The organism is Citrobacter sp. RHBSTW-00671 (genome assembly GCF_014103415.1).
Lineage (GTDB): Bacteria > Pseudomonadota > Gammaproteobacteria > Enterobacterales > Enterobacteriaceae > Citrobacter.
In genome coordinates this window covers 4,559,439-4,585,096 of sequence record NZ_JABXPR010000001.1, presented here as the reverse complement: position 1 = coordinate 4,585,096, position 25,658 = coordinate 4,559,439, and the positions used below count along the sequence as shown (strand labels likewise).

Here is a 25,658-nt window from a genome sequence, read left to right as displayed (position 1 = left end):
GCCCGGTAAGCGCAGCGCCACCGGGCAAACATTTTAAAGCGTATCGGCAGGTGGCACGCCAAAATCCGGCATGCCGTTCTCATCCCAGCGTACAAGCTTCAGTCGGGTGTGGCGATTCGGGTCATACAGCGGATCTCCCTCTATTTCGGTGTAATTCCTTGCGTGATACACCAGTACATCATCCCCTTCCGGCGTTTGCGTAAAGCTGTTGTGCCCGGGTCCATACTGACGGTTTTCATAGCTGGTGGTGAAGACCGGACGCGGTGACTTATGCCAGTTTTCCGGGTTGAGCGGATCGGCGTTGAGGTCAATCCACAGTAAACCCATGCAGTAGTTTTCATCGGTTGCGCTGGCGGAGTAACTGACAAACAGTTTGTCTCCGTGCACCACGACGGCTGGACCTTCGTTGACCCAAAAGCCCCGACATTCCCAGTCATATTCCGGATGGCTGAGCATCACCGGCTGGCCTTTAATCGTCCAAGGGTTTTCCATCTCTGCGAGATAAATATTGGAGTTTCCGGCAATATCAGGTGATTTCTGTGCCCACAAATACCACTGTTTCCCCTGATGGTTAAACGTGGTGGCATCAAGCGCGAAGGTATCAAACTGGGTTTCAATTTGCCCCTTCTCAACCCACTTACCGCTTAGCGGATCGGCATCTGCGCACTCCAACGCAAACATGCGGTGCTGGAACATACCCAACGTATCAAGCGCCTGCGTGTGCGTGGCCGCAAAATAGATGTACCACTTACCGGCAATAGCGTGGATCTCGGGGGCCCAGATAAGTTGACTCATTGGGCCGCTGTCCGGTTTGCGCCAGACAACAACGGGTTCCGCGGTGCGTAATCCCTCCAGAGAGTCAGCCCGACGCAGCTCCAGTCGGTCATATTCAGGTACTGAAGCAATGAAATAATAGTGGTTACCGTCACGCAGGATAAACGGATCGGCACGCTGTTCGATAAAGGGATTCGGCCACTGATTCATCAGGTTTTCCTTACATGTTCAGTCGATTTAACGTCATGGTACTCATTCAATTCACGGTAGTTGGCGCGGCGTTTTTCCAGGTCTGACTGGATTTGCTGCATAAATTCGCGGTCAACTTTCAGCAGACGAACCACGCCTGCGGTAATCAGATAACCGACGCCCGGAATAATCGTGAACAACAGCATAATGCCGTTAATCGCGGAGTCACTTTGCGCTTTCGCCCCTGCGTCGTAGCCGTACCAGGAGAGCAGGAAGCCCACCATCGCGCCGGCAATCGCCAGCCCCAGCTTCAGGAAGAACAGGTTGCCGGAGAAGCTGATCCCGGTAATACGTTTACCGGTTTTCCACTCACCGTAGTCATCCACATCCGCCATCAGCGACCAGTGCAGTGGGGAAGGGATCTGATGCAGGATGTTGAGCAGGAAGTAGAGCACCATAATCATCATGGTGGCTTTCGGATCGAAGAAGTAAAACGCGCCGGAGAACACCGCCAGTACGATGTTGGTCCAGAAGAAGACTTTCAGTTTGCACCAGCGGTCAGTTAATACCTTCGCGAGCATACTGCCGATCATCATGCCGACCACGCCAAGGCTGATAAACAACGTTGCGAACTGTGTGCTTTGCTGCATAACCCAGGTGACGTAGTACATGGTGGCAGCCATACGAATAAAGCCCGGACAGACGTTGCACAAGGTTAATAGCAGGATTTTCACCCACTGATCGTTCTTCCACACGTCTTTCAGATCGGCTTTTAAATCGTCGTTCGTGGGTACCGCAGGGCGTACACGTTCGCGCACGGTCGCGAAACAAAACAGGAACATGCACATACCAATGAAAGCCAGCACGGCCATCGCCATCTGATAGCCTTTGGCTTTATCTTCCCCGCCAAACCAGTCTGCCATTGGCAGTAGCGTGAGTGAGAGTAGCAGAGTTGCAATCCCGACCAGCACGAAACGATACGACTGGCAGGCGACGCGTTCTTTCGGATCGTTGGTGATGACGCTACCGAGTGAACAGTAGGGAATGTTGATTGCTGTGTAGGTAATAGAGAGCAGGAAGTAGGTGACAAACGCATAGATAACTTTGCTGTTATACGTCCACTCCGGGGTGGTAAACATCAGTACGCTGAATAATGCGTAGGGGAAAGCCATCCACAGAAGCCATGGACGAAACCGACCATATTTACTGCGAGTACGATCGGCCATTGCCCCCATGATAGGGTCAGTAACGGCATCAATAACGCGTACCGAGAGCAGCAATACGCCGACAAGTGCAGGCGCAAGACCGAAAATATCTGTATAAAAATAGTTAACAAACAGCATGATAGCGCCGAATATGATGTTGCATCCGGCATCGCCCATTCCATAGCCGATCTTTTCTTTCACCGACAGCTTTCTGGTTTCCATCAAGCGCACTCCATTAATGTGATATGGAGAGAATTATTGTCTGGTGTTGGTATTTTTGCGTTGCAGGATAGCGCCGCTGATATGGACTAAACAGTCATCTGTGGGAAAGTGTGAGGCAGATAACAACCCCCACCTGATGTAGGTGGGGGGAAGGATTAATGTGCTTTTACGGCGCCGGCCGTTTTCTGTTTGCACAGATAGCCAATGCCAAGAATGGCAATCCATACCGGGATCAGGTACACCGAGATTGCCATGCCCGGCGTCATCAGCATAATTACCAGTACCGCAGCCATGAAAATCAGGCAGATCCAGTTACCTAGCGGGTACAGCAGTGCCGGGAAGCGAGTGGCGACGCCCTGCTGCTGTTTTGCTTTGCGGAACTTAATATGCGCCAGGCTAATCATTGCCCAGTTGATGACCAATGCGGAAACCACCAGCGCCATCAGTAAGCCAAACGCAGATTCCGGTGCCAGATAGTTAATCAGTACGCACAGTGCGGTAACCAGTGCGGAGACCAGAATGGTGTTAACCGGCACGCCGCGCTTATCCACGTTCATCAGCGCTTTTGGCGCGTTACCCTGCTGAGCCAGGCCGAACAGCATACGACTGTTACAGTATACACAGCTGTTATAGACAGAAAGGGCAGCGGTCAGCACTACGATGTTCAGGGCGTTGGCAACAAAGGTGTCACCCATCTCGTGGAAGATAAGGACAAACGGGCTGGTATCTGCTGTTACGCGCGTCCATGGCATCAGGGAAAGCAGTACCGCCAGGGAGCCTACATAGAAAATCAGGATACGGTAGATGACCTGATTAGTCGCTTTGGGAATGCTTTGTTCCGGGTTATCGGCTTCTGCTGCGGTGATCCCGACCAGTTCCAGACCGCCGAAAGAGAACATGATGATAGCCATCATCATTACCAGCCCGCTGAAGCCGTGTGGCAGGAATCCACCCTGGCTCCACAAGTTGCTGACGCTGGCCTGTGGACCGCCGTTGCCGCTAAACAGCAACCAACCGCCGAACAGGATCATTGCAACCACGGCAATGACTTTAATAATGGCGAACCAGAACTCCATCTCACCGAACACTTTTACGTTGGTCAGGTTGATGGCGTTGATGATCACAAAAAAGGCTGCTGCCGAAGCCCATGTTGGGATTTCCGGATACCAGAACTGGATGTATTTCCCGACGGCAGTCAGCTCAGCCATGGCAACCAGAACGTACAGCACCCAGTAGTTCCAGCCGGAGGAGAAACCGGCAAAGCTCCCCCAGTATTTGTAGGCAAAGTGACTAAAGGAGCCTGCTACCGGCTCTTCCACCACCATTTCACCTAGCTGACGCATAATCAGAAAAGCGATAAATCCGGCGATAGCGTAACCCAGAATAATCCCCGGCCCTGCAGACTGAATAACGGATGCGCTTCCGAGGAATAACCCGGTACCAATCGCGCCACCCAGCGCGATAAGCTGTATATGGCGGTTTTTAAGGCCGCGCTTTAGCTGATCGCCATGCTGTTGACTTTCCATCATGAAACCTCGTGTGTGGTTTTACTCTTCATCTTTCGAGTACTTATATTTTGAACCACGCAGTGACGCGTGTGTAAGTTTGCAATTCCGTTTGTTGTATTAATTTATTTACAGTAATGAATTATGAAATGTTGCCTAAAGACTTTTGTCTTGATCAGAATAATGTTATGCGAGCGCGAATGCACCTGCTTTATGCGGCGCGAGTGACGAGTTGAATAAAAAGAAACCATTTGTAAGCGCGAGTTTATCTACCACAAAATTTCCAATTTGAATTTTTATTCGTAAATAGTGATTGATAAATCGATAAATAGGCAGGTGAATCGGTTCAAATGATATATTTTTTCGTTTCAATTCGGTTAAAACTACCTCGGGATGGGTAAATTTAACATTTGTGCATAGTTACATGTTTGAAACGTTATTTCTGTAATGTTGTTAAAATATGCCTCCTTTACTGATTTCAATCAAAACCTGTATGGACAGAAGGTGAATACTTTGTTACTTTAGCGTCAAGAACATGAAATTGGTAAGACCAATTGACTCCGGGCAAATGGCTTAAGACAGGAAATCATGGCCTACAGCAAAATCCGCCAACCAAAACTCTCCGATGTGATTGAGCAGCAGCTGGAGTTTTTAATTCTTGAGGGGACACTTCGCCCCGGAGAAAAACTCCCACCGGAACGCGAGCTGGCAAAACAGTTCGACGTTTCCCGCCCCTCCTTACGTGAGGCGATCCAACGCCTCGAAGCGAAGGGCTTACTGCTTCGTCGTCAGGGCGGTGGCACTTTTGTTCAGAGCAGCCTGTGGCAGAGCTTTAGCGACCCACTGGTAGAGCTGCTCTCCGACCATCCTGAATCCCAGTTTGACCTGCTTGAGACGCGCCATGCGCTGGAAGGTATTGCAGCTTATTACGCTGCACTGCGCAGCACGGATGAAGACAAAACGCGTATCCGTGAACTCCACCATGCGATCGAGCTTGCTCAACAGTCCGGCGATCTTGACGGTGAATCTGATGCCGTACTTCAGTATCAAATTGCTGTCACCGAAGCGGCACACAATGTGGTGCTGCTCCATTTGCTAAGGTGTATGGAGCCGATGCTGGCCCAGAACGTTCGGCAAAACTTCGAATTGCTGTATGCGCGTCGTGAAATGCTGCCACTGGTTAGCAGTCACCGTACGCGTATTTTTGAAGCGATTATCGCCGGGAAGCCGGAAGAGGCGCGTGAAGCGTCCCACCGTCACCTGGCGTTTATCGAAGAGATCCTGCTGGACAGAAGCCGTGAGGAAAGCCGTCGTGAACGCGCCTTACGCCGTCTGGAGCAACGAAAGAATTAGTGATTTTTCTGGCAGAACGTTAACCAGAAGATGTTGTAAATCAAGCGCCATATAAAGTGCGCGGCAACTAAACGCAGAACCTGTCTTATTGTGCTCTCGCGAGCGAGAACACAATGGGACAGGTTCCAGATAACTCAACGTATTAGATAGATAAGGAATACCCCCATGTCAGAACGTTTCCCAAATGACGTGGATCCGATCGAAACTCGCGACTGGCTACAGGCGATCGAATCGGTCATCCGTGAAGAAGGTGTTGAGCGTGCTCAGTATCTGATCGACCAACTGCTTTCAGAAGCCCGCAAAGGCGGCGTGAAAGTAGCGGCAGGTGCAGGGGCCAGCAATTATGTAAACACTATTGCCGTTGAAGATGAACCGGAATACCCGGGCAATCTGGAGCTGGAACGTCGTATTCGTTCTGCTATCCGCTGGAACGCCATCATGACCGTACTGCGTGCGTCTAAAAAGGATCTTGAGCTGGGTGGCCATATGGCATCCTTCCAGTCCTCCGCAACGGTATATGATGTTTGCTTCAACCACTTCTTCCGTGCACGCAACGAGCAAGATGGCGGCGATCTGGTGTACTTCCAGGGTCACATCTCTCCGGGCATCTACGCACGCGCATTCCTGGAAGGTCGTCTGACTGAAGAGCAGATGAACAACTTCCGTCAGGAAGTCCATGGCAAAGGCCTGTCTTCCTACCCGCACCCGAAACTGATGCCGGAATTCTGGCAGTTCCCGACCGTTTCCATGGGTCTGGGCCCAATCGGTGCCATCTACCAGGCTAAATTCCTGAAATATCTGGAACACCGTGGCCTGAAAGATACCTCTAAACAAACCGTTTACGCCTTCCTGGGCGACGGCGAGATGGATGAGCCAGAATCTAAAGGCGCTATCACCATCGCGACCCGTGAAAAACTGGACAACCTGGTCTTTGTTATCAACTGTAACCTGCAGCGTCTTGACGGTCCGGTAACCGGTAACGGCAAGATTGTTAACGAACTGGAAGGCATCTTCGCGGGCGCTGGCTGGAACGTTATCAAAGTCATGTGGGGCGGTCGTTGGGATGAACTGCTGCGTAAAGACACCAGCGGTAAACTGATCCAGCTGATGAACGAAACCGTTGACGGCGACTACCAGACCTTCAAATCCAAAGACGGCGCTTACGTACGTGAGCACTTCTTCGGTAAATACCCGGAAACCGCAGCCCTGGTTGCTGACTGGACTGACGAGCAGATTTGGGCTCTGAACCGTGGTGGTCACGATCCGAAGAAAGTCTACGCTGCACTGAAAAAAGCGCAGGAAACCAAAGGCAAAGCAACCGTAATCCTCGCCCATACCATCAAAGGTTACGGCATGGGTGACACCGCCGAAGGTAAAAACATCGCTCACCAGGTTAAGAAAATGAACATGGACGGCGTGCGTTATATCCGCGACCGTTTCAACGTTCCTGTGACCGATGAGCAGGTTGAAAACCTGTCTTACATCACCTTCCCGGAAGGTTCTGAAGAGCACACCTATCTGCACGCTCAGCGTCAGAAACTGCACGGCTACCTGCCGAGCCGCCAGCCGAACTTCACCGAGAAGCTGGAACTGCCAGCTCTGGAAGACTTCGGTGCGCTGCTGGAAGAGCAGAACAAAGAAATCTCTACCACTATCGCTTTCGTTCGTGCCCTGAACGTGATGCTGAAGAACAAGTCGATCAAAGATCGTCTGGTGCCGATCATCGCTGACGAAGCGCGTACTTTCGGTATGGAAGGTCTGTTCCGTCAGATCGGTATCTACAGCCCGAACGGCCAGCAGTACACCCCGCAGGACCGTGAGCAGGTTGCTTACTATAAAGAAGACGAGAAAGGTCAGATCCTGCAGGAAGGTATCAACGAGCTGGGTGCAGGCGCGTCCTGGCTGGCTGCTGCGACCTCTTACAGCACCAACGATCTGCCGATGATTCCGTTCTACATCTACTACTCCATGTTCGGGTTCCAGCGTATTGGCGACCTGTGCTGGCAGGCAGGCGACCAACAGGCTCGCGGCTTCCTGATTGGTGGTACTTCCGGACGTACGACGCTGAACGGCGAAGGTCTGCAGCACGAAGATGGTCACAGCCATATTCAGTCTCTGACTATCCCGAACTGTATCTCTTACGATCCGTCTTACGCGTACGAAGTTGCGGTCATCATGCATGATGGTCTGGAGCGTATGTACGGTGAGAAACAAGAGAACGTTTACTACTACATCACCACGCTGAACGAAAACTACCACATGCCGGCAATGCCAGCAGGGGCCGAGGAAGGTATCCGCAAAGGTATCTACAAACTCGAAACCCTTGAAGGTAAGAAAGGTAAAGTTCAGCTGCTGGGCTCCGGTTCTATCCTGCGTCACGTCCGTGAAGCAGCGCAGATCCTGGCGAACGACTACGGTGTAGGTTCTGACGTATACAGCGTAACGTCCTTCACTGAACTGGCACGTGATGGCCAGGATTGTGAGCGTTGGAACATGCTGCACCCGATGGAAACGCCGCGCGTTCCGTACATCGCTCAGGTGATGAACGACGCTCCGGCAGTAGCATCTACTGACTATATGAAACTGTTTGCCGAACAGGTTCGTACTTATGTACCGGCTGATGATTATCGCGTACTGGGTACTGACGGCTTCGGTCGCTCTGACAGCCGTGAAAACCTGCGTCACCACTTCGAAGTTGATGCTTCCTACGTGGTTGTAGCGGCCCTGGGCGAACTGGCTAAACGTGGCGAAATCGATAAGAAAGTGGTTGCTGACGCAATCATCAAATTCAATATCGATGCAGATAAAGTTAACCCGCGTCTGGCGTAAGAGGTAAAAGAATAATGGCTATCGAAATCAATGTACCGGACATCGGGGCTGATGAAGTTGAAATCACCGAGATCCTGGTCAAAGTAGGCGACAAAGTTGAAGCTGAACAGTCGCTGATCACCGTAGAAGGCGACAAAGCCTCTATGGAAGTTCCGTCTCCTCAGGCTGGTATCGTTAAAGAGATCAAAGTCTCTGTTGGCGACAAAACTGAGACCGGCAAACTGATCATGATTTTCGATTCCGCCGACGGTGCAGCAGCCGCTGCACCTGCTCCGGCAGAAGAGAAGAAAGCAGCCGCTCCGGCAGCTGCACCTGCTGCGGCAGCAGCGAAAGACGTACACGTACCGGATATCGGCGGCGACGAAGTTGAAGTCACCGAGATTATGGTTAAAGTCGGCGATACCGTTGCGGCTGAGCAGTCTCTGATCACCGTAGAAGGCGACAAAGCCTCTATGGAAGTCCCGGCACCGTTCGCGGGTACCGTTAAAGAGATCAAAATCAACACGGGTGATAAAGTGTCTACCGGTTCCCTGATTATGGTCTTCGAAGTGGCGGGCGCAGCGCCTGCTGCTGCACCGGCTCAGGCGGCTGCTCCAGCAGCAGCGGCGGCTCCGGCGGCAACGGGTTCTAAAGAAGTTAACGTACCGGATATCGGCGGTGACGAAGTTGAAGTCACTGAAGTGATGGTTAAAGTGGGCGATAAAATTGCCGCTGAACAGTCACTGATCACCGTTGAAGGCGATAAAGCGTCGATGGAAGTTCCGGCACCGTTCGCGGGTACCGTGAAAGAAATCAAAATCAGCACTGGCGACAAAGTTAAAACCGGTTCTCTGATTATGGTCTTCGAAGTCGAAGGCGCAGCACCTGCAGCCGCTCCTGCGCAAGCAGCTGCTCCGGCTCCGGCCGCTGCACCAGCACAAGCGGCTCCAGCTCCGGCTGCAAAAGCGGAAAGCAAATCTGACTTCGCAGAAAACGACGCTTACGTCCACGCAACTCCGCTGATCCGTCGCCTGGCGCGCGAATTTGGCGTGAACCTGGCGAAAGTGAAAGGTTCAGGTCGTAAAGGCCGTATCCTGCGTGAAGACGTTCAGGCATACGTGAAAGACGCGGTTAAACGTGCTGAAGCTGCTCCGGCAACCGCTGCTGGCGGCGGTATCCCGGGCATGCTGCCTTGGCCGAAAGTTGATTTCAGCAAGTTTGGTGAAATTGAAGAAGTGGAACTGGGCCGTATCCAGAAAATCTCTGGTGCTAACCTGAGCCGTAACTGGGTGATGATCCCGCACGTTACCCACTTCGATAAAACCGATATCACCGATCTGGAAGCGTTCCGTAAACAGCAGAACGCCGAAGCTGAAAAACGTAAACTGGATGTGAAGTTCACCCCAGTGGTCTTCATCATGAAAGCCGTTGCTGCCGCTCTGGAACAGATGCCGCGCTTCAACAGCTCTCTGTCTGAAGACGGTCAGCGTCTGACCCTGAAGAAATATATCAACATCGGTGTTGCGGTAGATACCCCGAATGGTCTGGTTGTTCCGGTCTTCAAAGACGTGAACAAGAAGAGCATTACCGAGCTGTCTCGTGAACTGACCGTGATCTCCAAGAAAGCACGTGATGGCAAGCTGACCGCTGGCGAAATGCAGGGCGGTTGCTTCACCATCTCCAGCATCGGTGGCCTGGGTACTACCCACTTTGCACCGATTGTGAACGCGCCGGAAGTGGCTATCCTCGGTGTCTCCAAGTCCTCTATGGAGCCAGTGTGGAACGGTAAAGAGTTTATGCCGCGTCTGATGATGCCGATTTCGCTCTCCTTCGACCACCGTGTCATTGACGGTGCAGATGGTGCGCGCTTTATCACCATCATCAACAACATGCTGTCTGACATTCGCCGCCTGGTGATGTAAGCGAAAAAGCCGGCCCGACGGCCGGCTTTTTTCTGGTAATCTCATGAAGTCAGTGAGGTTATTGTGCGAAAGACAAATCGGTTGCCGTTTGTTGTTTCAAAATTGTTAACAATTTTGTAAAATACGGGCGGATAGAACGACCCGCTGGACGACGGGTATAAATTAAGAGGTCATGATGAGCACTGAAATCAAAACTCAGGTCGTGGTACTTGGGGCAGGCCCTGCAGGTTACTCTGCTGCCTTCCGTTGCGCAGATTTAGGTCTGGAGACCGTCATCGTAGAACGTTACAGCACCCTTGGCGGTGTTTGTCTGAACGTCGGCTGTATCCCTTCTAAAGCGCTGCTGCACGTAGCAAAAGTTATCGAAGAAGCCAAAGCACTGGCTGAACACGGTATCGTTTTTGGCGAGCCGAAAACCGATATCGACAAGATTCGTACCTGGAAAGAAAAAGTTATCACTCAACTGACCGGCGGTCTGGCGGGTATGGCCAAAGGCCGTAAAGTGAAAGTGGTTAATGGTCTGGGTAAATTTACCGGGGCAAACACCCTGGAAGTTGAAGGCGAAAACGGCAAAACCGTAATCAACTTCGACAACGCAATCATCGCGGCGGGTTCCCGTCCGATCGAACTGCCATTCATTCCTCATGAAGATCCTCGCGTGTGGGATTCCACCGATGCACTGGAACTGAAAACCGTTCCTAAGCGCCTGCTGGTAATGGGCGGCGGTATCATCGGTCTGGAAATGGGTACCGTGTACCATGCGCTGGGTTCAGAGATTGACGTGGTTGAAATGTTCGACCAGGTTATCCCGGCTGCCGATAAAGACGTGGTGAAAGTCTTCACCAAACGCATCAGCAAGAAATTCAACCTGATGCTGGAAACCAAAGTGACTGCCGTTGAAGCGAAAGAAGACGGTATTTACGTTTCCATGGAAGGCAAAAAAGCTCCTGCTGAAGCACAGCGTTATGATGCCGTACTGGTTGCTATCGGTCGTGTACCGAATGGTAAAAACCTCGACGCGGGCAAAGCTGGCGTTGAAGTTGATGACCGTGGTTTCATCCGCGTTGACAAACAGCTGCGCACCAACGTGCCGCACATCTTTGCTATCGGCGATATCGTCGGTCAGCCGATGCTGGCGCACAAAGGTGTTCACGAAGGTCATGTTGCCGCTGAAGTTATCGCCGGTAAGAAACACTACTTCGACCCGAAAGTTATCCCATCCATCGCCTACACTGAACCAGAAGTTGCATGGGTTGGCCTGACTGAGAAAGAAGCGAAAGAAAAAGGCATCAGCTACGAAACCGCCACTTTCCCGTGGGCTGCTTCTGGCCGTGCTATCGCTTCCGACTGCGCAGACGGTATGACCAAACTGATTTTCGACAAAGAATCTCACCGTGTTATCGGTGGGGCGATTGTCGGTACCAACGGCGGCGAGCTGCTGGGTGAAATCGGTCTGGCGATCGAAATGGGTTGCGACGCTGAAGATATCGCACTGACCATCCACGCGCACCCGACCCTGCATGAGTCCGTGGGCCTGGCGGCAGAAGTGTTCGAAGGTAGCATTACCGACCTGCCAAACCCGAAAGCGAAGAAAAAGTAATCTTCCCGCTTTTGTGAAAACGCCTCTTCGGAGGCGTTTTTTTTGCCTAAAGCTACCCGTTATTTCAGGCAATATGCCGGGTGGCGCTAGCGCTAACCCGGCCTGCGGCTTAACCTCGCTTTACGGTGCTACAGGCTGCCAGGTTTTTTCAGGGCTGTACTCAGTCATCGCCTGCGCTTTCTGTTGCGATGCTTCGCCAAGGTTGGCCTGATAAACATTGTCATCGCCGCTAATCATAAAGCTCATCACCCCGGTGTGACCGTAGCTAATCGGCCACGCAATCATGGCAAAACCACTGGCTTTGTCCGGCAGTATGCGGAAACGATAACCGTGATAGCCCGTACCGGGTTCTTGTGGGCTGAAGGCGGGTCCCAGAGGGCTTGGCGCTTCGCCTGGTGCGACGGGCCAGTAAAGCCCATCTTTTTTACCTTCGCTACTGACAATTTTTTGCGCATACGATTTGTTCAGCGCGTAATAGCTTTGCTGCGCGTCAACGTAGGCGTGCAGTGCTTCGATGGCTGAAAGCTCGTTGCGACCGATCGTTCGAGTGAGGATCTCCTCCTGGGCTTCGGTCATATCGAACGCCCAGCCTTTGCTGGTTTTCACCATCGGTATGGGTAACTGCCAGTCATCTTGCCCTACGTTGAGATGCGCCATATTGTCCTGCAGCACAATGTGATGGCTCACCTTCCAGTCGCGATTAAAGCGTGCCACCGCTTCCGGATCGGCCCCTTCTGGTGGCAAAAAGTGTCGCCAGTTTTCACCCAGTAACGCCGTGAGCTGCTTTTCATTTTGCTGCGCCACCGCAGCGGCAAATGCACTGGCCGCGTCTTCGGGGGAGGTGAACGCCTGTTGCGCATAGCTCACCAGCGGCAAGGTGAGCAACAGGGCGCTTAACATAATTTTTTTCATCATCGGCTCCGGTTAACGACGGCGAAATTCGTGGTGCTCAGAAAAATTCTCACGTGCCGCAGCGCGCTGCCCGCTGTTGAGGTTGCCCGCGCGACGGCTTTCCTGCCCACGCAGTTGCTGGGACTGCCACGACGGTGAGCGGCTGTCATTCCCGCTGAAGACGTTTGAATGCGTATTCTGACGGGAGGCCAGACGTTGTTGCGAGTTGGATGATTCAACGCGTTGGCGAGCGGTTTCCCTTTGCTGCTGTGAAACCGGATGCTGCTGAGCTTTTGACTTCAGCTCAGAGCGGTGCTGCTGTTGCGTCGTGGATTTATTCAGCGTCTTCTGTGCTGCTTCACGACGGCTGTTGTTTTGTGTTTCGTCATAGCCACGATAGTTATTGCGCTGGGCTATTTGATTTAGCTGTGAAGAGGCGGCTTTGCGTTGAGCATCCCGCGATGTCTGACCCGACAGGTTTGCCGGGGAGGTCTGACTACGCTGCTGGAACTGCGTCATTGCGGCCTGACGCTGGCTGTCTCGTGTGGCAGCGGTGGCCGGTGTATGTTGAGTGGCGCTTAAACCCCCGCTAACGTTGGTCTGATGAAAACGTTGTGCGAGCGCGTCGTTCTGGTAAGGCACGCCGTTACGGTACGCAGGATTGTGCTGCCAGGCAATGTTTTGCCCTTTCAGGTTTTGTCCGGAGATATGGTTGAAATTGTTAACATCAATATTGATGTTATCTCCGTTGTGCTGGTAGCCATTACCGCCGTGAGGGCCGTCATGGTCATGATAGTCATCATCATGGTGATGGTCGTCGTCATCCCAGTCGATGTTACTGAACAGCGCATAGGTCGTCGCAACGCCCAGGCTATAGCCGAAACCTTTGACGAAGCTTTCGGCAAACTGCTCGCCCGGAGGGGGCGGCAGATAAACCGGTGGGTAGGCGGTATTAGGCCAACTGCCGTAAACAACGGTTGGATTGTAGTTCGGCACATATACCACCTGTGGATCGGTCGGCTCAATTTTGATAACCGTCGAGGTGGGCGCGCTGCTGGTCACTTTCGTCGTTGATGATGACGGCGTCTGAACCACGGTTGTTTTCTGGGTGTTCGTGACCGTTTGCTGCGGTGTGGATTTTAGCGAGCCTGTTTGCTGAGCCAGCAAACGCAGGCGCTGTACGGCATCCATCACGTCCTGTGGCTGTGCCAGAAACGCATTCCCCAGGTTTTGTACCCAGTCAGGGTTTTCGCCCATCAGGGCCATCAGTTGCGGAAATGCCACCAGCGACTTCACGCTGGGGTCCCATGACTGGCCGGACACTGCCTGAATAGCGGCGTCACCTTGCAGTGTCGGATTATCGCGCGACCACTGAACCGCCTGCACCACGTTTGACGGATACGTTGAGGCCATCAGCACCTGAGACAGTAACGGGTCAGGGTAGAGCGCAACAGGGGCAACCCACTGATCGAGTTGAGCGGTGGTATACGTGGTTGGCGCCACCGGGGCGACTGCGGGAGCCGCCGCAACGGGCGGTTGAGGCGCTACTGCCGGGGCCGGCTGCGAGGGGGCTTCTGGTGTGCGGCTGTTTACAAACAGCACGCCCGCACCGATAAATAACCCTGCACTGCACGCCAGAGCAATGATATGGGGCTTAAAGGGCAACGTCATTTTATCTCTCCCGATTCATTAAGAATCGTCATAGTCATTATGCCTGCCGCCAGTGGGTGCAGTGTTCCGTGAGTATAAAGAGACAATAGTTTAATTTTTGACGAATCTTGGGATCGTTAACGCAAGTTTATTATCAGGAAGCTAAATATTGTGACTAAACATTGCGGGCGAAATTGTCATTCCCCTTTGCCATTGCGAAGAGCATTAGACCATCCTTAACGATTCAGCCAATTTTTTATGTTGCTTTTTTGTAAACAGATTAACACCCAACGAAAATCCTGTTATTGTGCCTTTTGCGGTACCGGGCATTTACCCTACTAACTGCTGTCTCACAGGAGCGTGAAGAGAATCGCCCATCTACAAAAGCGCCGCATTATGACAATGAGAGCGAGGAGATATCGTCGTGCTAGAAGAATACCGTAAGCACGTAGCTGAGCGTGCCGCCCAGGGGATTGTGCCGAAACCCTTAGACGCAACCCAAATGGCTGCACTTGTCGAGCTGCTGAAGACCCCGCCTGTGGGCGAAGAAGAATTCCTGTTAGACCTGTTGATTAACCGCGTTCCCCCTGGTGTAGATGAAGCCGCTTACGTTAAAGCCGGTTTTCTCGCCGCTGTCGCTAAAGGTGACACTACCTCTCCGCTGATCACGCCAGAAAAAGCCATCGAACTGCTGGGTACCATGCAGGGCGGTTATAACATTCATCCGCTGATTGATGCGCTGGACGATGCAAAACTGGCGCCGATTGCCGCCAAAGCGCTCTCTTCAACGCTGCTGATGTTTGATAACTTCTACGATGTAGAAGAAAAAGCCAAAGCGGGCAATGAATATGCTAAGCAGGTGATGCAGTCCTGGGCTGATGCCGAATGGTTCCTCAACCGTCCTGCTCTGGCTGATAAAATCACCGTTACCGTCTTCAAAGTGACGGGTGAAACCAACACTGATGACCTGTCTCCGGCCCCGGACGCGTGGTCTCGCCCTGATATTCCGCTGCACGCCCTGGCGATGTTGAAAAACGCCCGTGAAGGTATCGAGCCGGATCAGCCGGGTGTCGTTGGCCCGATCAAACAGATCGAAGCATTACAGAAAAAAGGTTACCCGCTGGCCTACGTGGGTGACGTTGTTGGTACCGGTTCTTCGCGTAAATCTGCGACCAACTCCGTACTGTGGTTTATGGGCGATGATATCCCTCATGTACCGAACAAGCGCGGTGGTGGCTTGTGTCTGGGTGGCAAAATTGCACCGATCTTCTTCAACACCATGGAAGATGCGGGTGCGCTGCCGATTGAAGTGGACGTAAGCAACCTGAACATGGGCGACGTGATTGACGTTTACCCGTTCAAGGGCGAAGTGCGTAACCACGAAACCAACGAACTGCTGGCTACCTTCGAACTGAAAACCGATGTACTGGTTGACGAAGTGCGCGCTGGTGGCCGTATTCCGCTGATTATCGGTCGTGGCCTGACCACCAAAGCGCGTGAAGCGCTGGGTCTGCCGCACAGTGATGTATTCCGTCAGGCGAAAGATGTGGCGGAAAGCAGCCGTGGCTTCTCTCTGGCACAGAAAATGGTTGGCCGCGCCTGTGGCGTAACCGGCGTCCGTCCGGGTGCCTACTGCGAACCGAAGATGACTTCCGTCGGCTCTCAGGATACCACTGGCCCAATGACCCGTGATGAACTGAAAGACCTGGCGTGCCTGGGCTTCTCTTCTGACCTGGTGATGCAGTCGTTCTGTCATACCGCTGCGTATCCGAAACCTGTTGACGTGACCACCCACCATACTCTGCCTGACTTCATCATGAACCGTGGCGGCGTGTCGCTGCGTCCGGGCGATGGCGTAATCCACTCCTGGCTGAACCGTATGCTGCTGCCGGATACCGTCGGTACCGGTGGTGACTCCCATACTCGTTTCCCGATCGGTATCTCTTTCCCGGCGGGGTCTGGTCTGGTGGCGTTCGCGGCTGCGACTGGCGTGATGCCGCTGGATATGCCGGAATCTGTTCTGGTGCGTTTCAAAGGCAAAATGCAGCCGGGTATCACCCTGCGTGACCTGGTTCATGCCATCCCGCTGTACGCGATCAAACAAGGTCTGCTGACCGTTGAGAAGAAAGGTAAGAAAAACATCTTCTCTGGCCGCATTCTGGAAATTGAAGGTCTGCCGGATCTGAAAGTTGAGCAGGCATTCGAACTGACCGATGCGTCCGCTGAGCGTTCCGCTGCCGGTTGTACCATCAAGCTGAACAAAGAGCCGATCGTTGAATACCTCAGCTCTAACATCGTTCTGCTGAAATGGATGATCGCAGAAGGCTACGGCGATCGTCGTACGCTGGAGCGTCGCATTCAGGGTATGGAAAAATGGCTGGCGGACCCGCAACTGCTGGAAGCCGATGCTGACGCCGAATACGCGGCAGTGATCGACATCGATCTGGCGGATATCAAAGAGCCGATCCTGTGTGCACCGAACGATCCGGACGACGCGCGTCTGCTGTCTGACGTGCAGGGCGAGAAGATCGACGAAGTGTTCATCGGTTCCTGCATGACAAACATTGGTCACTTCCGTGCCGCGGGTAAACTGCTGGATGCGCATAAAGGCCAGTTGCCGACGCGTCTGTGGGTTGCTCCACCAACGCGTATGGATGCGGCACAGCTCACCGAGGAAGGCTATTACAGCGTCTTTGGTAAGAGCGGGGCGCGTATTGAGATCCCGGGCTGTTCACTGTGCATGGGTAACCAGGCGCGTGTGGCAGACGGTGCGACAGTCGTTTCTACCTCGACCCGTAACTTCCCGAACCGTTTAGGTACGGGGGCGAACGTCTACCTGGCTTCTGCAGAGCTGGCGGCGGTTGCTGCGCTGATCGGTAAGCTGCCGACGGCGGAAGAGTATCAGACTTATGTGGCGCAGGTAGATAAAACGGCCGTGGATACTTACCGGTATCTGAACTTTGATCAGCTCTCTCAGTACACCGAGAAAGCAGACAGCGTGATTTTCCAGACTGCGGTTTAATTCGCGACCACATTTAGCGTAAAAACGCATCAATGCCCGAAGAAGCTGACTTCTCCGGGCATTTTTATTTCCATTCCTTATACCCGCTACACTTTTTTTCTGCCGCGCTGCTGCGATAATTACAGCAAGGTGCAATGCGGTATTGGCGCATTGCCGGGAGCAGAGGAAGACATTATGGATTACGAATTTCTGCGCGATGTTACCGGGCGGGTTTTAGTGCGTATGTCCATGGGCCATGAAGTCGTGGGGCACTGGTTTAATGAAGAAGTGAAAGATAACCTGGCCTTGCTTGATGAAGTGGAACAGGCGGCGCGTGCGGTAAAAGGCAGTGAACGTTCCTGGCAGCGAGCAGGGCATGAATACACGCTCTGGCTGGATGGCGAAGAGGTTATGGTTCGCGCCAATCAACTGGAGTTCACGGGCGATGAAATGGAAGAAGGAATGAATTACTACGACGAAGAGAGTTTATCTTTGTGCGGCGTTGAAGATTTCTTGCAGGTGGTTGCCGCGTATCGTGAATTTGTGCAACAGCGTTAATTCGCACTCGCCTCTTCCGGGGGCGCTGTGCTTACCCGGCCTGGCACCACGATGTCATTCTCCGTTCGTAGGCCCGATAAGCGTAGCGCCATCGGGCACGGTGCCTTATTTGACGTAAGCCAACAGGCTTAAGGAGTCACGTGCCAGCGCTTTGCATTTTTTCGCGACCGGAATCCCAATACCGCTCAAATCGCGATAGCTGTCTTCACCGAGTGCTTTCATATCGAAGGTATCGTAATTACTGAGGTCCCACTGGTTCTGTTGAGCAAAAAAGACCAGTGCGCGACGTATCTGCCCGTTGGGCAAATTCTGGTAGCCACAGTCATTTTTCAGAAAAACAAAAACTGCCGTTAAATCGGCCATATCTTCGGCTTCGGATTCACTAAGCGCGTAGCTATTTGCGCATACTGCCATCAGGCTGCCGAACAAAACTGTTCTGAAAAACGTCTTCATTGCTTCTACCACTGCATCACGGAAATTAAACGTTAGCATACTGCGAGCGAAGCGACGACCTTTATTATCAGCCGTTCACTTGACCTTCCCGTAGGGGGAGGGCTTATGCTTAAAAGATAGCCTGCTTAAGCTGCTGAATATAAGGAAATGAATATGCAACGTCGTGACTTTTTAAAGTACTCCGTGGCGCTGGGCGCCTCGTCAGCTTTACCTTTGTGGAGCCGCACCGTTTTTGCGGCTGACCGTCCTGCGTTACCCATTCCTGACCTGCTAACTGCGGATGCTTCTAATCGTATACAACTGATTGTGAAAGCCGGGCAGTCGACGTTTGCCGGGAAAACCGCTACCACCTGGGGATATAACGGTAACGTGCTCGGACCCGCGGTAAAACTGAATAAAGGTCAGGCGGTGAGTGTGGATATCCATAATCAGCTGGCCGAAGAAACGACGCTGCACTGGCATGGGCTGGAAATCCCCGGAGAAGTCGATGGCGGGCCGCAAGGCGTTATTCCGGCGGGCGGGAAGCGCTCAGTGACCTTTACCCCTGCGCAACGGGCAGCAACCTGTTGGTTCCATCCACATCAACACGGGAAAACCGGACGTCAGGTTGCGATGGGCCTGGCCGGGCTGGTGCTGATTGAAGATGACGAGATCCGCAAATTACTGCTACCGAAGCAGTGGGGTATCGACGATGTGCCGGTGATTATGCAGGACAAACAGTTTTCCGCTGACGGACAAATTAATTACCAGTTGGATATGATGACCGCCGCCGTCGGTTGGTTTGGCGATACGCTGCTAACCAATGGGGCGATTTATCCGCAACATGCCGCACCACGCGGCTGGTTGCGCCTGCGTCTGCTGAATGGCTGTAACGCACGCTCGCTTAATATCGCGGCCAGCGATAACCGTCCCCTGTACGTGATTGCCAGTGATGGTGGATTGTTAGCCGAGCCGGTTAAAGTGACCGAACTGCCGATGCTGATGGGTGAGCGTTTTGAAGTATTGGTGGATGTGAGCGACGGAAAAGCCTTTGATTTGGTCACTCTGCCGGTGAGCCAGATGGGGATGGCGATCGCGCCATTTGATAAGCCGCATCCGGTGATGAGCATTCAACCGCTGCTTATTACCGCTTCCGGGACGCTGCCGGATACGCTGACCACCCTGCCAGCGCTGCCTTCTCTGGATGGCCTGACGGTGCGTAAACTGCAACTGTCGATGGACCCGATGCTCGACATGATGGGCATGCAGATGCTGATGCAAAAGTATGGCGATCAGGCGATGGCCGGGATGGATCACGGGCAAATGATGGGCCATATGAACAGCAGCAACATGAGTCACGGCAACATGGGCCACGGCAAAATGAATCACGGCAATATGGGCAGCATGAAGCAGGGTGATATGAGCAATATGAAACATGGCGGGTCGTTTGATTTCCATAACGCCAATCGGATTAACGGCCTGCCCTTTGATATGAATAAACCGATGTTTGCCGCGACGAAAGGCCAGCATGAACGCTGGGTCATTTCCGGTCAGGGTGACATGATGCTGCATCCGTTCCATATTCACGGCACGCAGTTCCGCATCTTGTCTGAGAATGGCAAAGCGCCAGCCGCGCATCGCGCAGGCTGGAAGGACACCGTGCGTGTCGAAGGTGGCGTCAGCGAGGTGCTGGTGAAGTTTGACCACGATGCGCCGAAAGAACATGCCTATATGGCGCACTGCCATCTGCTGGAGCACGAAGACACCGGCATGATGCTCGGTTTTACGGTTTAAACAACGACGTCTCTTCGCTTACCCGGCATACAGGATATTTCTTGTCGGCCGGGTAAGGCACATCCCCTGCATATTCTGCCATTGAACATAAAGTAATCGCCTTTGGGGCCGATAATCATCATGTACCCAATGTGAGTTCAATGGATGAAAAAACGTGATTAAAAATATTCGTGTTATTACCGGTATCCTGCTGGTTCTCGCCATTTTCTGTTTGCTGCAGGCCGTTACGGGAAGCCTGTTTTATTCTGCGGTAAACAATGACAGGCATAATTTCCAGAACTCAGGCACCCTCAATGCTCAGCAAGAAAATCTGAGTGACAGCGTCAATACGTTGATTAAAACCCGTGTTACGGTGACGCGCGTCGCCATCCGCTTTTTAAAAAATCAGCGCGATCCCGCCTCTTTAGCCGCGATCAACACGCTGCTTAATACCGCCAGTGATTCAATGAAGAAGGCCGAAGGCTATTTCGCCCAGTATCAGGGATTACCACAGGTTACAGGGCAGGATCCGCAGATCGCCAGTGAAATGGAAAAGCAGTATCGCCAGATGCACGAAGTGATGAAATTATCGATTGAGTATCTGCGAGCGAATAACTATCAGGCTTATGGCGATCTTGATGCCCAGAAAGCGCAGGATGAGATGGAAGCGAGCTATGACCACTGGCGAAACGAGAATAATGCGCTGCTGCAGCACGCTGCTGCGGAGAATCAGCTCAGTTTTTCCCGTATGCAGTGGACGCTGGGAGGCATCGTTCTGGTTGTGCTGATCGTTCTGGGCATGATCTGGAGTGGGCTGCAACACATCCTGCTTAAGCCGCTGGCGCAGATTATGGAGCATATTCGCGTCATTACCGGTGGAGACTTAACCCATAAGCTCAATGTTGAAGGTCGCAACGAAATGGGCCGACTGGCAATGGGGTTGGAAGAGATGCAACAGTCGCTGATTTCGACAGTCACTGCCGTACGCAATAGCTCGGAGTCAATTCATACCGGGGCCGCTGAAATATCCTCGGGCAACAACGACCTTTCTTCGCGCACCGAGCAGCAGGCGGCCTCGCTTGAGGAAACTGCCGCCAGCATGGAGCAGTTGACTGCGACAGTGAAGCAGAATACGGACAATGCGAAACAGGCAACCCAATTGGCGAAAAACGCCTCTGATACTGCCGCTCGCGGTGGTCGTGTTGTTGATACCGTTGTTCATACGATGAGTGAAATAGCGGACAGCTCGCAGCAAATCGCGCAGATCACGAACGTTATCGACAGTATTGCATTCCAGACCAACATTCTGGCGCTGAACGCCGCGGTAGAAGCGGCCAGAGCCGGAGAACAGGGGCGCGGTTTTGCGGTTGTGGCAGGTGAAGTCCGGACTTTGGCAAGCCGTAGTGCCCAGGCAGCAAAAGAGATCAAAGCGCTGATTGATAATTCAACCCACTGTGTAGGCATGGGATCGCAGCAGGTTTCGGATGCCGGTAAAACCATGGCAGAAATTGTCGCGGCAGTGACCCGTGTGACCGATATTATGGGCGAAATTGCGTCTGCTTCTGAAGAGCAGAGTCGGGGGATTGAACAGGTTAGCCTCGCGGTTTCGCAGATGGACAGCGTTACCCAGCAAAACGCCGCGCTGGTAGAGGAGTCTGCGGCGGCGGCGGCCTCACTGGAGCAACAGGCCGAGCAGTTGCGGCAGGCCGTTGCGGTATTTCGTATTACCCGCGAGAAGGCGGTGAGTGGGGCACGAAAACCACCGCAGGACGCTCCGCGCCAGGATCGCGTTGTCTCGACTACCCAGGATCAACATTGGGAAACGTTCTGACCTGAAAAAGCCCGATTTTGCTCACGCTAAAAGCCGGGTTCGTTGCCCGGCTTTTGTGTATTCAGAGCGCGTTAAAATGTGTGCGCAGGTTCTCTGAGTAACTATCAGAGGAATGCGGTCTCTTTGCTGGTATACTTCACCCACTGAATTGTTTGTATGCTGTCGCAAGTTTTGTGGTTAGTGCGAGCCACCGTCTCTCTGTCGGTGTATCAAGGTAAGCGCTTTCTTTCGATTTGCATGATGTGTTAACTGATAAAAATCAGTGAGTTATTTCTTTTATGAAACATACTGTAGAAGTCATGATCCCGGAAGCGGAGATCAAAGCGCGTATTGCCGAACTGGGACGTCAGATTAACGAGCGTTACAAGGACAGCGGCAGTGATATGGTGCTGGTAGGCCTGTTACGCGGTTCATTTATGTTTATGGCTGACCTGTGCCGTGAAGTGCATGTCTCCCACGAAGTCGATTTCATGACCGCCTCCAGCTACGGCAGCGGAATGTCCACCACCCGTGATGTTAAAATCCTCAAAGACCTGGATGAAGACATTCGTGGCAAAGACGTGCTGATTGTTGAAGACATCATCGACTCCGGCAACACGCTGTCAAAAGTGCGTGAAATCCTGAGCCTGCGTGAACCTAAATCTCTGGCGATTTGTACGTTGCTGGATAAACCTTCTCGCCGTGAAGTGAATGTACCGGTCGAGTTTATCGGTTTCTCTATTCCAGATGAGTTCGTTGTGGGCTACGGCATTGACTATGCGCAACGTTATCGCCATCTGCCGTATGTTGGCAAAGTGGTGTTGCTGGACGAGTAATGGGCTGGAGCGCCTGATGGCGCTTCGCTTATCAGGCCTACGGCGCTGATTTGCAGGCCGGGTAAGGCGTAACCGCCACCCGGCAATATCGCCTTACTTATGGTTGCTGTGCTTCTGGCTGAGGTTCGACAACCCCTGTCGGTAGCGTTGTTCCAGCGTTTCGCGGCTGGTAGCCGTGACGTCCAGATCGCGCAGCAGACCATCATGAATACCGTAAGCCCATCCGTGAATCGTCACTTTCTGACCGCGTTTCCAGGCTGAACGCATGATTGTCGAATGGCCCAGGTTATAGACCTGCTCCATAACATTCAGTTCGCACAGGGTGTCCATGCGACGTTCCTGCGGCATTTCACCCAGCAGTGAGCTGTGTTTAAACCAGATATCGCGGATATGCAGCAACCAGTTATCAATCAGCCCCTGTTCTTTATTTTCAATGGCTGCCTGGACGCCGCCGCATCCATAGTGGCCACAAATAATAATGTGTTCCACTTCCAGTACATCCACCGCATACTGAACCACTGAGAGACAGTTCAGGTCGGTGTGAATAACCAGATTAGCCACATTACGGTGAACAAACAGTTCACCCGGCTCAAGACCGGTTAAACGTTCAGCGGGAACGCGGCTATCGGAACATCCAATCCATAGAAAACGCGGATTTTGTGCATGTGTCAGCGTTTCAAAAAATCCGGGATCCTCTTCTATCAGCATCTTTGACCATAGTGCATTGTTGCTGATGAGTGTATCTATGTCTTTCATGGAGTTGTACAACCCGAAGCCAGATAAATTCGATGGGCTAATATAGGGTAACTCCAGCATTATTTAAACTATATATAAAATGTCAGAACGTAAGGTAAGTAAAAAACCATGACCATTGCTCTGGAACTTCAACAACTTAAAAAAACCTATCCCGGTGGCGTTCAGGCGTTGCGGGGCATAGATTTGCAAGTCGAAGCGGGTGATTTCTATGCGCTGCTAGGTCCCAATGGCGCGGGAAAGTCCACTACCATCGGTATTATCAGCTCGCTGGTGAATAAAACCTCCGGGCGGGTGAGCGTCTTCGGGTTTGATCTTGATAAAGATACGGTTAACGCCAAGCGTCAGCTTGGGCTGGTGCCGCAGGAGTTCAACTTTAACCCGTTTGAAACCGTGCAGCAGATCGTGGTGAATCAGGCGGGATATTACGGCGTTGAGTATAAAGAGGCGGTTAAACGCAGTGAAATTTATCTAAAACAGCTCGACCTGTGGGAAAAACGCAACGAGCGTGCTCGTATGCTGTCCGGCGGGATGAAGCGCCGCCTGATGATTGCCCGCGCGCTGATGCATGAGCCAAAGTTGCTTATCCTCGATGAACCTACTGCCGGTGTTGATATTGAATTACGCCGCTCAATGTGGGGCTTTTTGAAGGATTTAAACGATAAAGGTACGACGATTATTCTAACCACCCACTACCTCGAAGAAGCGGAAATGCTGTGCCGGAACATCGGCATTATTCAGCACGGTGAGCTGGTAGAAAATACCTCGATGAAGAATCTGCTCTCCAAGCTCAAATCTGAGACGTTTATTCTCGATCTGGCGGCGAAAAGCCCGCTACCTAAGCTGGAAGGCTATCAATACCGTCTGGTTGATACCTCAACGCTGGAAGTTGAAGTTCTGCGCGAGCAGGGGGTGAACAGCGTGTTCTCGCAGCTGAGCGCTCAGGGTATTCAGGTATTGAGTATGCGGAACAAGGCGAACCGACTGGAAGAGCTGTTTGTTTCTCTGGTTCATGAAAAACAAGGAGATCGCGCATGATGCAGCTTTACTGGGTCGCGCTGAAAAGCATCTGGGCGAAAGAGATCCACCGCTTTATGCGTATCTGGGTGCAAACCCTGGTGCCGCCTGTCATCACCATGACGCTCTATTTTATTATCTTTGGTAATTTGATTGGCTCACGGATCGGTGAAATGCACGGCTTTAGCTACATGCAGTTTATCGTGCCGGGGCTTATCATGATGGCGGTGATTACCAACTCGTACGCCAATGTGGCGTCGTCGTTCTTTAGCGCCAAGTTTCAGCGCAACATTGAAGAGCTGTTGGTTGCACCGGTACCGACGCACGTAATCATCGCCGGTTTTGTCGGCGGCGGTGTGGCACGCGGTCTGTGTGTGGGCATTCTGGTTACGGCTATCTCACTGTTCTTTGTTCCATTCCAGGTGCACTCCTGGGTCTTCGTGGCGCTGACGCTGGTGCTAACGGCGGTGCTGTTTTCGCTGGCGGGCTTGCTGAACGCGGTTTTTGCCAAAACCTTTGACGATATCAGTCTGATCCCGACCTTCGTGTTAACACCGCTGACCTATCTGGGGGGCGTTTTCTATTCGTTAACGCTGTTACCGCCATTCTGGCAGGGACTGTCGCACCTGAACCCGATTGTCTACATGATTAGCGGGTTCCGCTACGGCTTCCTCGGCATTCACGATGTGCCGCTGGTGACGACCTTCGGTGTGCTGGTGGTGTTCATCGCCGCGTTTTATTTACTGTGCTGGTATCTGATTCAGCGCGGGCGCGGGCTGCGCAGCTAACCCCTTTTCCTCTCCCCGAACGGGAGAGGAAACTTTTGATGTTTATCACCCTTACATATTTATCACCCTGATAAACTACTTGCCTGCTAAGGAGGTAGGCAATGTTAGGTTGGGTAATTACCTGTCATGACGATAAGGCACAGGATATGCTGCAGCGTCTGGAAAAAAAGTACGGTCCACAGGTGCAGTGCCGGGCGGTGAGCTTCTGGCGTGGCCTCAGTTCAAATATGCTAAGCCGCATGATGTGCCATGCCCTGCATGCCACAGACTCCGGTGAGGGCGTTATCTTTCTGACGGATATGGCCGGAGCCGCGCCTTACCGCGTGGCTTCGTTAATGAGCCATAAACATCCCCAGTGTGAAGTGATTTCCGGTATCAGCTATCCATTGCTGGAGCAAATGCTATTGTCGCGGGAATCTTTGAGCAGTTCTGCGTTTCGTGACCGTATCGTGGCGCTTGGCGGGCCCGAAGTTTCTAGCCTCTGGCATCAACAACAAAAAAATCCCCCCTTCGTGTTGAAGCATGATTTGTATGCGTGTTAATCATTGGTATTGATGGCGCTTTTGCTACA

The 25,658-nt window shown here is 52.6% G+C and carries 19 protein-coding genes; 12 read left to right on the top strand and 7 right to left on the bottom strand.

The window, feature by feature from the left end; all coding sequences use genetic code 11:
* Window positions 1-33: 33 nt before the first annotated feature.
* The 3 genes from HV261_RS21995 to aroP all read right to left on the bottom strand — a co-directional run bounded on the left by HV261_RS21995 (window position 34) and on the right by aroP (window position 3,919).
* Window positions 34-984, bottom strand: a complete 951-nt coding sequence (locus HV261_RS21995; protein ID WP_202039486.1) for a glycoside hydrolase family 43 protein — start codon at window positions 982-984, stop codon at window positions 34-36.
* On the bottom strand, window positions 984-2,390 hold the full coding sequence (locus HV261_RS21990) for a glycoside-pentoside-hexuronide (GPH):cation symporter (RefSeq protein ID WP_202039485.1): 1,407 nt from the start codon (window positions 2,388-2,390) through the stop codon (window positions 984-986). The genes HV261_RS21995 and HV261_RS21990 overlap by 1 nt, the downstream gene beginning before the upstream one ends.
* Before the next feature lie 155 nt (window positions 2,391-2,545).
* Window positions 2,546-3,919: an aromatic amino acid transporter AroP gene (aroP, locus tag HV261_RS21985; protein WP_202039484.1), complete on the bottom strand. Its 1,374-nt coding sequence runs from the start codon at window positions 3,917-3,919 to the stop codon at window positions 2,546-2,548.
* A 564-nt stretch (window positions 3,920-4,483) separates the two neighbouring features.
* Between aroP and pdhR the strand changes: the two genes are divergently transcribed.
* The 4 genes from pdhR to lpdA all read left to right on the top strand — a co-directional run bounded on the left by pdhR (window position 4,484) and on the right by lpdA (window position 11,578).
* On the top strand, window positions 4,484-5,248 hold the full coding sequence (gene pdhR / locus HV261_RS21980) for a pyruvate dehydrogenase complex transcriptional repressor PdhR (protein ID WP_003018699.1): 765 nt from the start codon (window positions 4,484-4,486) through the stop codon (window positions 5,246-5,248).
* A gap of 165 nt (window positions 5,249-5,413) precedes the next feature.
* A complete protein-coding gene (aceE, locus tag HV261_RS21975; RefSeq protein WP_202039483.1) occupies window positions 5,414-8,077 on the top strand; it encodes a pyruvate dehydrogenase (acetyl-transferring), homodimeric type in 2,664 nt (887 codons plus the stop codon).
* Window positions 8,078-8,091: 14 nt separating this feature from the next.
* On the top strand, window positions 8,092-9,978 hold the full coding sequence (gene aceF, locus HV261_RS21970) for a pyruvate dehydrogenase complex dihydrolipoyllysine-residue acetyltransferase (RefSeq protein WP_202039482.1): 1,887 nt from the start codon (window positions 8,092-8,094) through the stop codon (window positions 9,976-9,978).
* A gap of 175 nt (window positions 9,979-10,153) precedes the next feature.
* Complete coding sequence (gene lpdA, locus HV261_RS21965) at window positions 10,154-11,578, top strand: dihydrolipoyl dehydrogenase (protein WP_003018686.1); 1,425 nt, start codon at window positions 10,154-10,156, stop codon at window positions 11,576-11,578.
* Between the two features lie 120 nt (window positions 11,579-11,698).
* Here lpdA and HV261_RS21960 read toward each other — a convergent pair whose 3' ends face one another.
* Window positions 11,699-12,493, bottom strand: a complete 795-nt coding sequence (locus HV261_RS21960) for a DUF2950 family protein (protein ID WP_202039481.1) — start codon at window positions 12,491-12,493, stop codon at window positions 11,699-11,701.
* A gap of 9 nt (window positions 12,494-12,502) precedes the next feature.
* Complete coding sequence (locus HV261_RS21955; RefSeq protein WP_202039480.1) at window positions 12,503-14,140, bottom strand: DUF3300 domain-containing protein; 1,638 nt, start codon at window positions 14,138-14,140, stop codon at window positions 12,503-12,505.
* 403 nt (window positions 14,141-14,543) lie between these two features.
* Here HV261_RS21955 and acnB point away from each other — a divergent pair, with 403 nt between their 5' ends.
* On the top strand, window positions 14,544-17,141 hold the full coding sequence (gene acnB, locus HV261_RS21950; RefSeq protein ID WP_202039479.1) for a bifunctional aconitate hydratase 2/2-methylisocitrate dehydratase: 2,598 nt from the start codon (window positions 14,544-14,546) through the stop codon (window positions 17,139-17,141).
* A 174-nt stretch (window positions 17,142-17,315) separates the two neighbouring features.
* A complete protein-coding gene (gene yacL / locus HV261_RS21945) occupies window positions 17,316-17,678 on the top strand; it encodes a protein YacL (protein WP_137383699.1) in 363 nt (120 codons plus the stop codon).
* 105 nt (window positions 17,679-17,783) lie between these two features.
* Here yacL and HV261_RS21940 read toward each other — a convergent pair whose 3' ends face one another.
* Window positions 17,784-18,131, bottom strand: a complete 348-nt coding sequence (locus HV261_RS21940; protein WP_001295568.1) for a YacC family pilotin-like protein — start codon at window positions 18,129-18,131, stop codon at window positions 17,784-17,786.
* Window positions 18,132-18,284: 153 nt separating this feature from the next.
* Between HV261_RS21940 and cueO the strand changes: the two genes are divergently transcribed.
* The 3 genes from cueO to hpt all read left to right on the top strand — a co-directional run bounded on the left by cueO (window position 18,285) and on the right by hpt (window position 22,529).
* Window positions 18,285-19,904 carry a multicopper oxidase CueO gene (cueO, locus tag HV261_RS21935; protein WP_202039478.1) on the top strand — a complete coding sequence of 540 codons (1,620 nt, stop codon included), beginning with the start codon at window positions 18,285-18,287 and terminating at the stop codon, window positions 19,902-19,904.
* A gap of 154 nt (window positions 19,905-20,058) precedes the next feature.
* The gene (gene tcp, locus HV261_RS21930; protein ID WP_202039477.1) at window positions 20,059-21,714 is read left to right on the top strand and encodes a methyl-accepting chemotaxis citrate transducer; all 1,656 of its coding nucleotides are present in this window, start codon (window positions 20,059-20,061) and stop codon (window positions 21,712-21,714) included.
* A 278-nt stretch (window positions 21,715-21,992) separates the two neighbouring features.
* Window positions 21,993-22,529: a hypoxanthine phosphoribosyltransferase gene (gene hpt, locus HV261_RS21925; RefSeq protein WP_003018658.1), complete on the top strand. Its 537-nt coding sequence runs from the start codon at window positions 21,993-21,995 to the stop codon at window positions 22,527-22,529.
* Between the two features lie 93 nt (window positions 22,530-22,622).
* Here the strand turns inward: hpt and can are convergent, their stop codons facing one another.
* Window positions 22,623-23,285, bottom strand: a complete 663-nt coding sequence (gene can, locus HV261_RS21920) for a carbonate dehydratase (RefSeq protein WP_008786227.1) — start codon at window positions 23,283-23,285, stop codon at window positions 22,623-22,625.
* Window positions 23,286-23,393: 108 nt separating this feature from the next.
* Here can and HV261_RS21915 point away from each other — a divergent pair, with 108 nt between their 5' ends.
* From HV261_RS21915 to HV261_RS21905, 3 genes are all read left to right on the top strand, one after another.
* Window positions 23,394-24,320: an ABC transporter ATP-binding protein gene (locus HV261_RS21915; protein ID WP_202039476.1), complete on the top strand. Its 927-nt coding sequence runs from the start codon at window positions 23,394-23,396 to the stop codon at window positions 24,318-24,320.
* The gene (locus tag HV261_RS21910; protein ID WP_003829467.1) at window positions 24,317-25,087 is read left to right on the top strand and encodes an ABC transporter permease; all 771 of its coding nucleotides are present in this window, start codon (window positions 24,317-24,319) and stop codon (window positions 25,085-25,087) included. The genes HV261_RS21915 and HV261_RS21910 overlap by 4 nt, the downstream gene beginning before the upstream one ends.
* Before the next feature lie 101 nt (window positions 25,088-25,188).
* Complete coding sequence (locus HV261_RS21905) at window positions 25,189-25,629, top strand: PTS sugar transporter subunit IIA (protein WP_202039475.1); 441 nt, start codon at window positions 25,189-25,191, stop codon at window positions 25,627-25,629.
* The last annotated feature ends 29 nt before the right edge of the window (window positions 25,630-25,658 follow it).

Excerpts from the sequence above, each read along its gene's own strand:
- HV261_RS21995 (WP_202039486.1), bottom strand. The coding sequence starts at position 984 with ATGAATCAGTGGCCGAATCCCTTTATCGAACAGCGTGCCGATCCGTTT.
- HV261_RS21990 (WP_202039485.1), bottom strand. The coding sequence starts at position 2,390 with ATGGAAACCAGAAAGCTGTCGGTGAAAGAAAAGATCGGCTATGGAATG.
- aroP (WP_202039484.1), bottom strand. The coding sequence starts at position 3,919 with ATGATGGAAAGTCAACAGCATGGCGATCAGCTAAAGCGCGGCCTTAAA.
- pdhR (WP_003018699.1), top strand. The coding sequence starts at position 4,484 with ATGGCCTACAGCAAAATCCGCCAACCAAAACTCTCCGATGTGATTGAG.
- aceE (WP_202039483.1), top strand. The coding sequence starts at position 5,414 with ATGTCAGAACGTTTCCCAAATGACGTGGATCCGATCGAAACTCGCGAC.
- aceF (WP_202039482.1), top strand. The coding sequence starts at position 8,092 with ATGGCTATCGAAATCAATGTACCGGACATCGGGGCTGATGAAGTTGAA.
- lpdA (WP_003018686.1), top strand. The coding sequence starts at position 10,154 with ATGAGCACTGAAATCAAAACTCAGGTCGTGGTACTTGGGGCAGGCCCT.
- HV261_RS21960 (WP_202039481.1), bottom strand. The coding sequence starts at position 12,493 with ATGATGAAAAAAATTATGTTAAGCGCCCTGTTGCTCACCTTGCCGCTG.
- HV261_RS21955 (WP_202039480.1), bottom strand. The coding sequence starts at position 14,140 with ATGACGTTGCCCTTTAAGCCCCATATCATTGCTCTGGCGTGCAGTGCA.
- yacL (WP_137383699.1), top strand. The coding sequence starts at position 17,316 with ATGGATTACGAATTTCTGCGCGATGTTACCGGGCGGGTTTTAGTGCGT.
- HV261_RS21940 (WP_001295568.1), bottom strand. The coding sequence starts at position 18,131 with ATGAAGACGTTTTTCAGAACAGTTTTGTTCGGCAGCCTGATGGCAGTA.
- cueO (WP_202039478.1), top strand. The coding sequence starts at position 18,285 with ATGCAACGTCGTGACTTTTTAAAGTACTCCGTGGCGCTGGGCGCCTCG.
- hpt (WP_003018658.1), top strand. The coding sequence starts at position 21,993 with ATGAAACATACTGTAGAAGTCATGATCCCGGAAGCGGAGATCAAAGCG.
- can (WP_008786227.1), bottom strand. The coding sequence starts at position 23,285 with ATGAAAGACATAGATACACTCATCAGCAACAATGCACTATGGTCAAAG.
- HV261_RS21915 (WP_202039476.1), top strand. The coding sequence starts at position 23,394 with ATGACCATTGCTCTGGAACTTCAACAACTTAAAAAAACCTATCCCGGT.
- HV261_RS21910 (WP_003829467.1), top strand. The coding sequence starts at position 24,317 with ATGATGCAGCTTTACTGGGTCGCGCTGAAAAGCATCTGGGCGAAAGAG.
- HV261_RS21905 (WP_202039475.1), top strand. The coding sequence starts at position 25,189 with ATGTTAGGTTGGGTAATTACCTGTCATGACGATAAGGCACAGGATATG.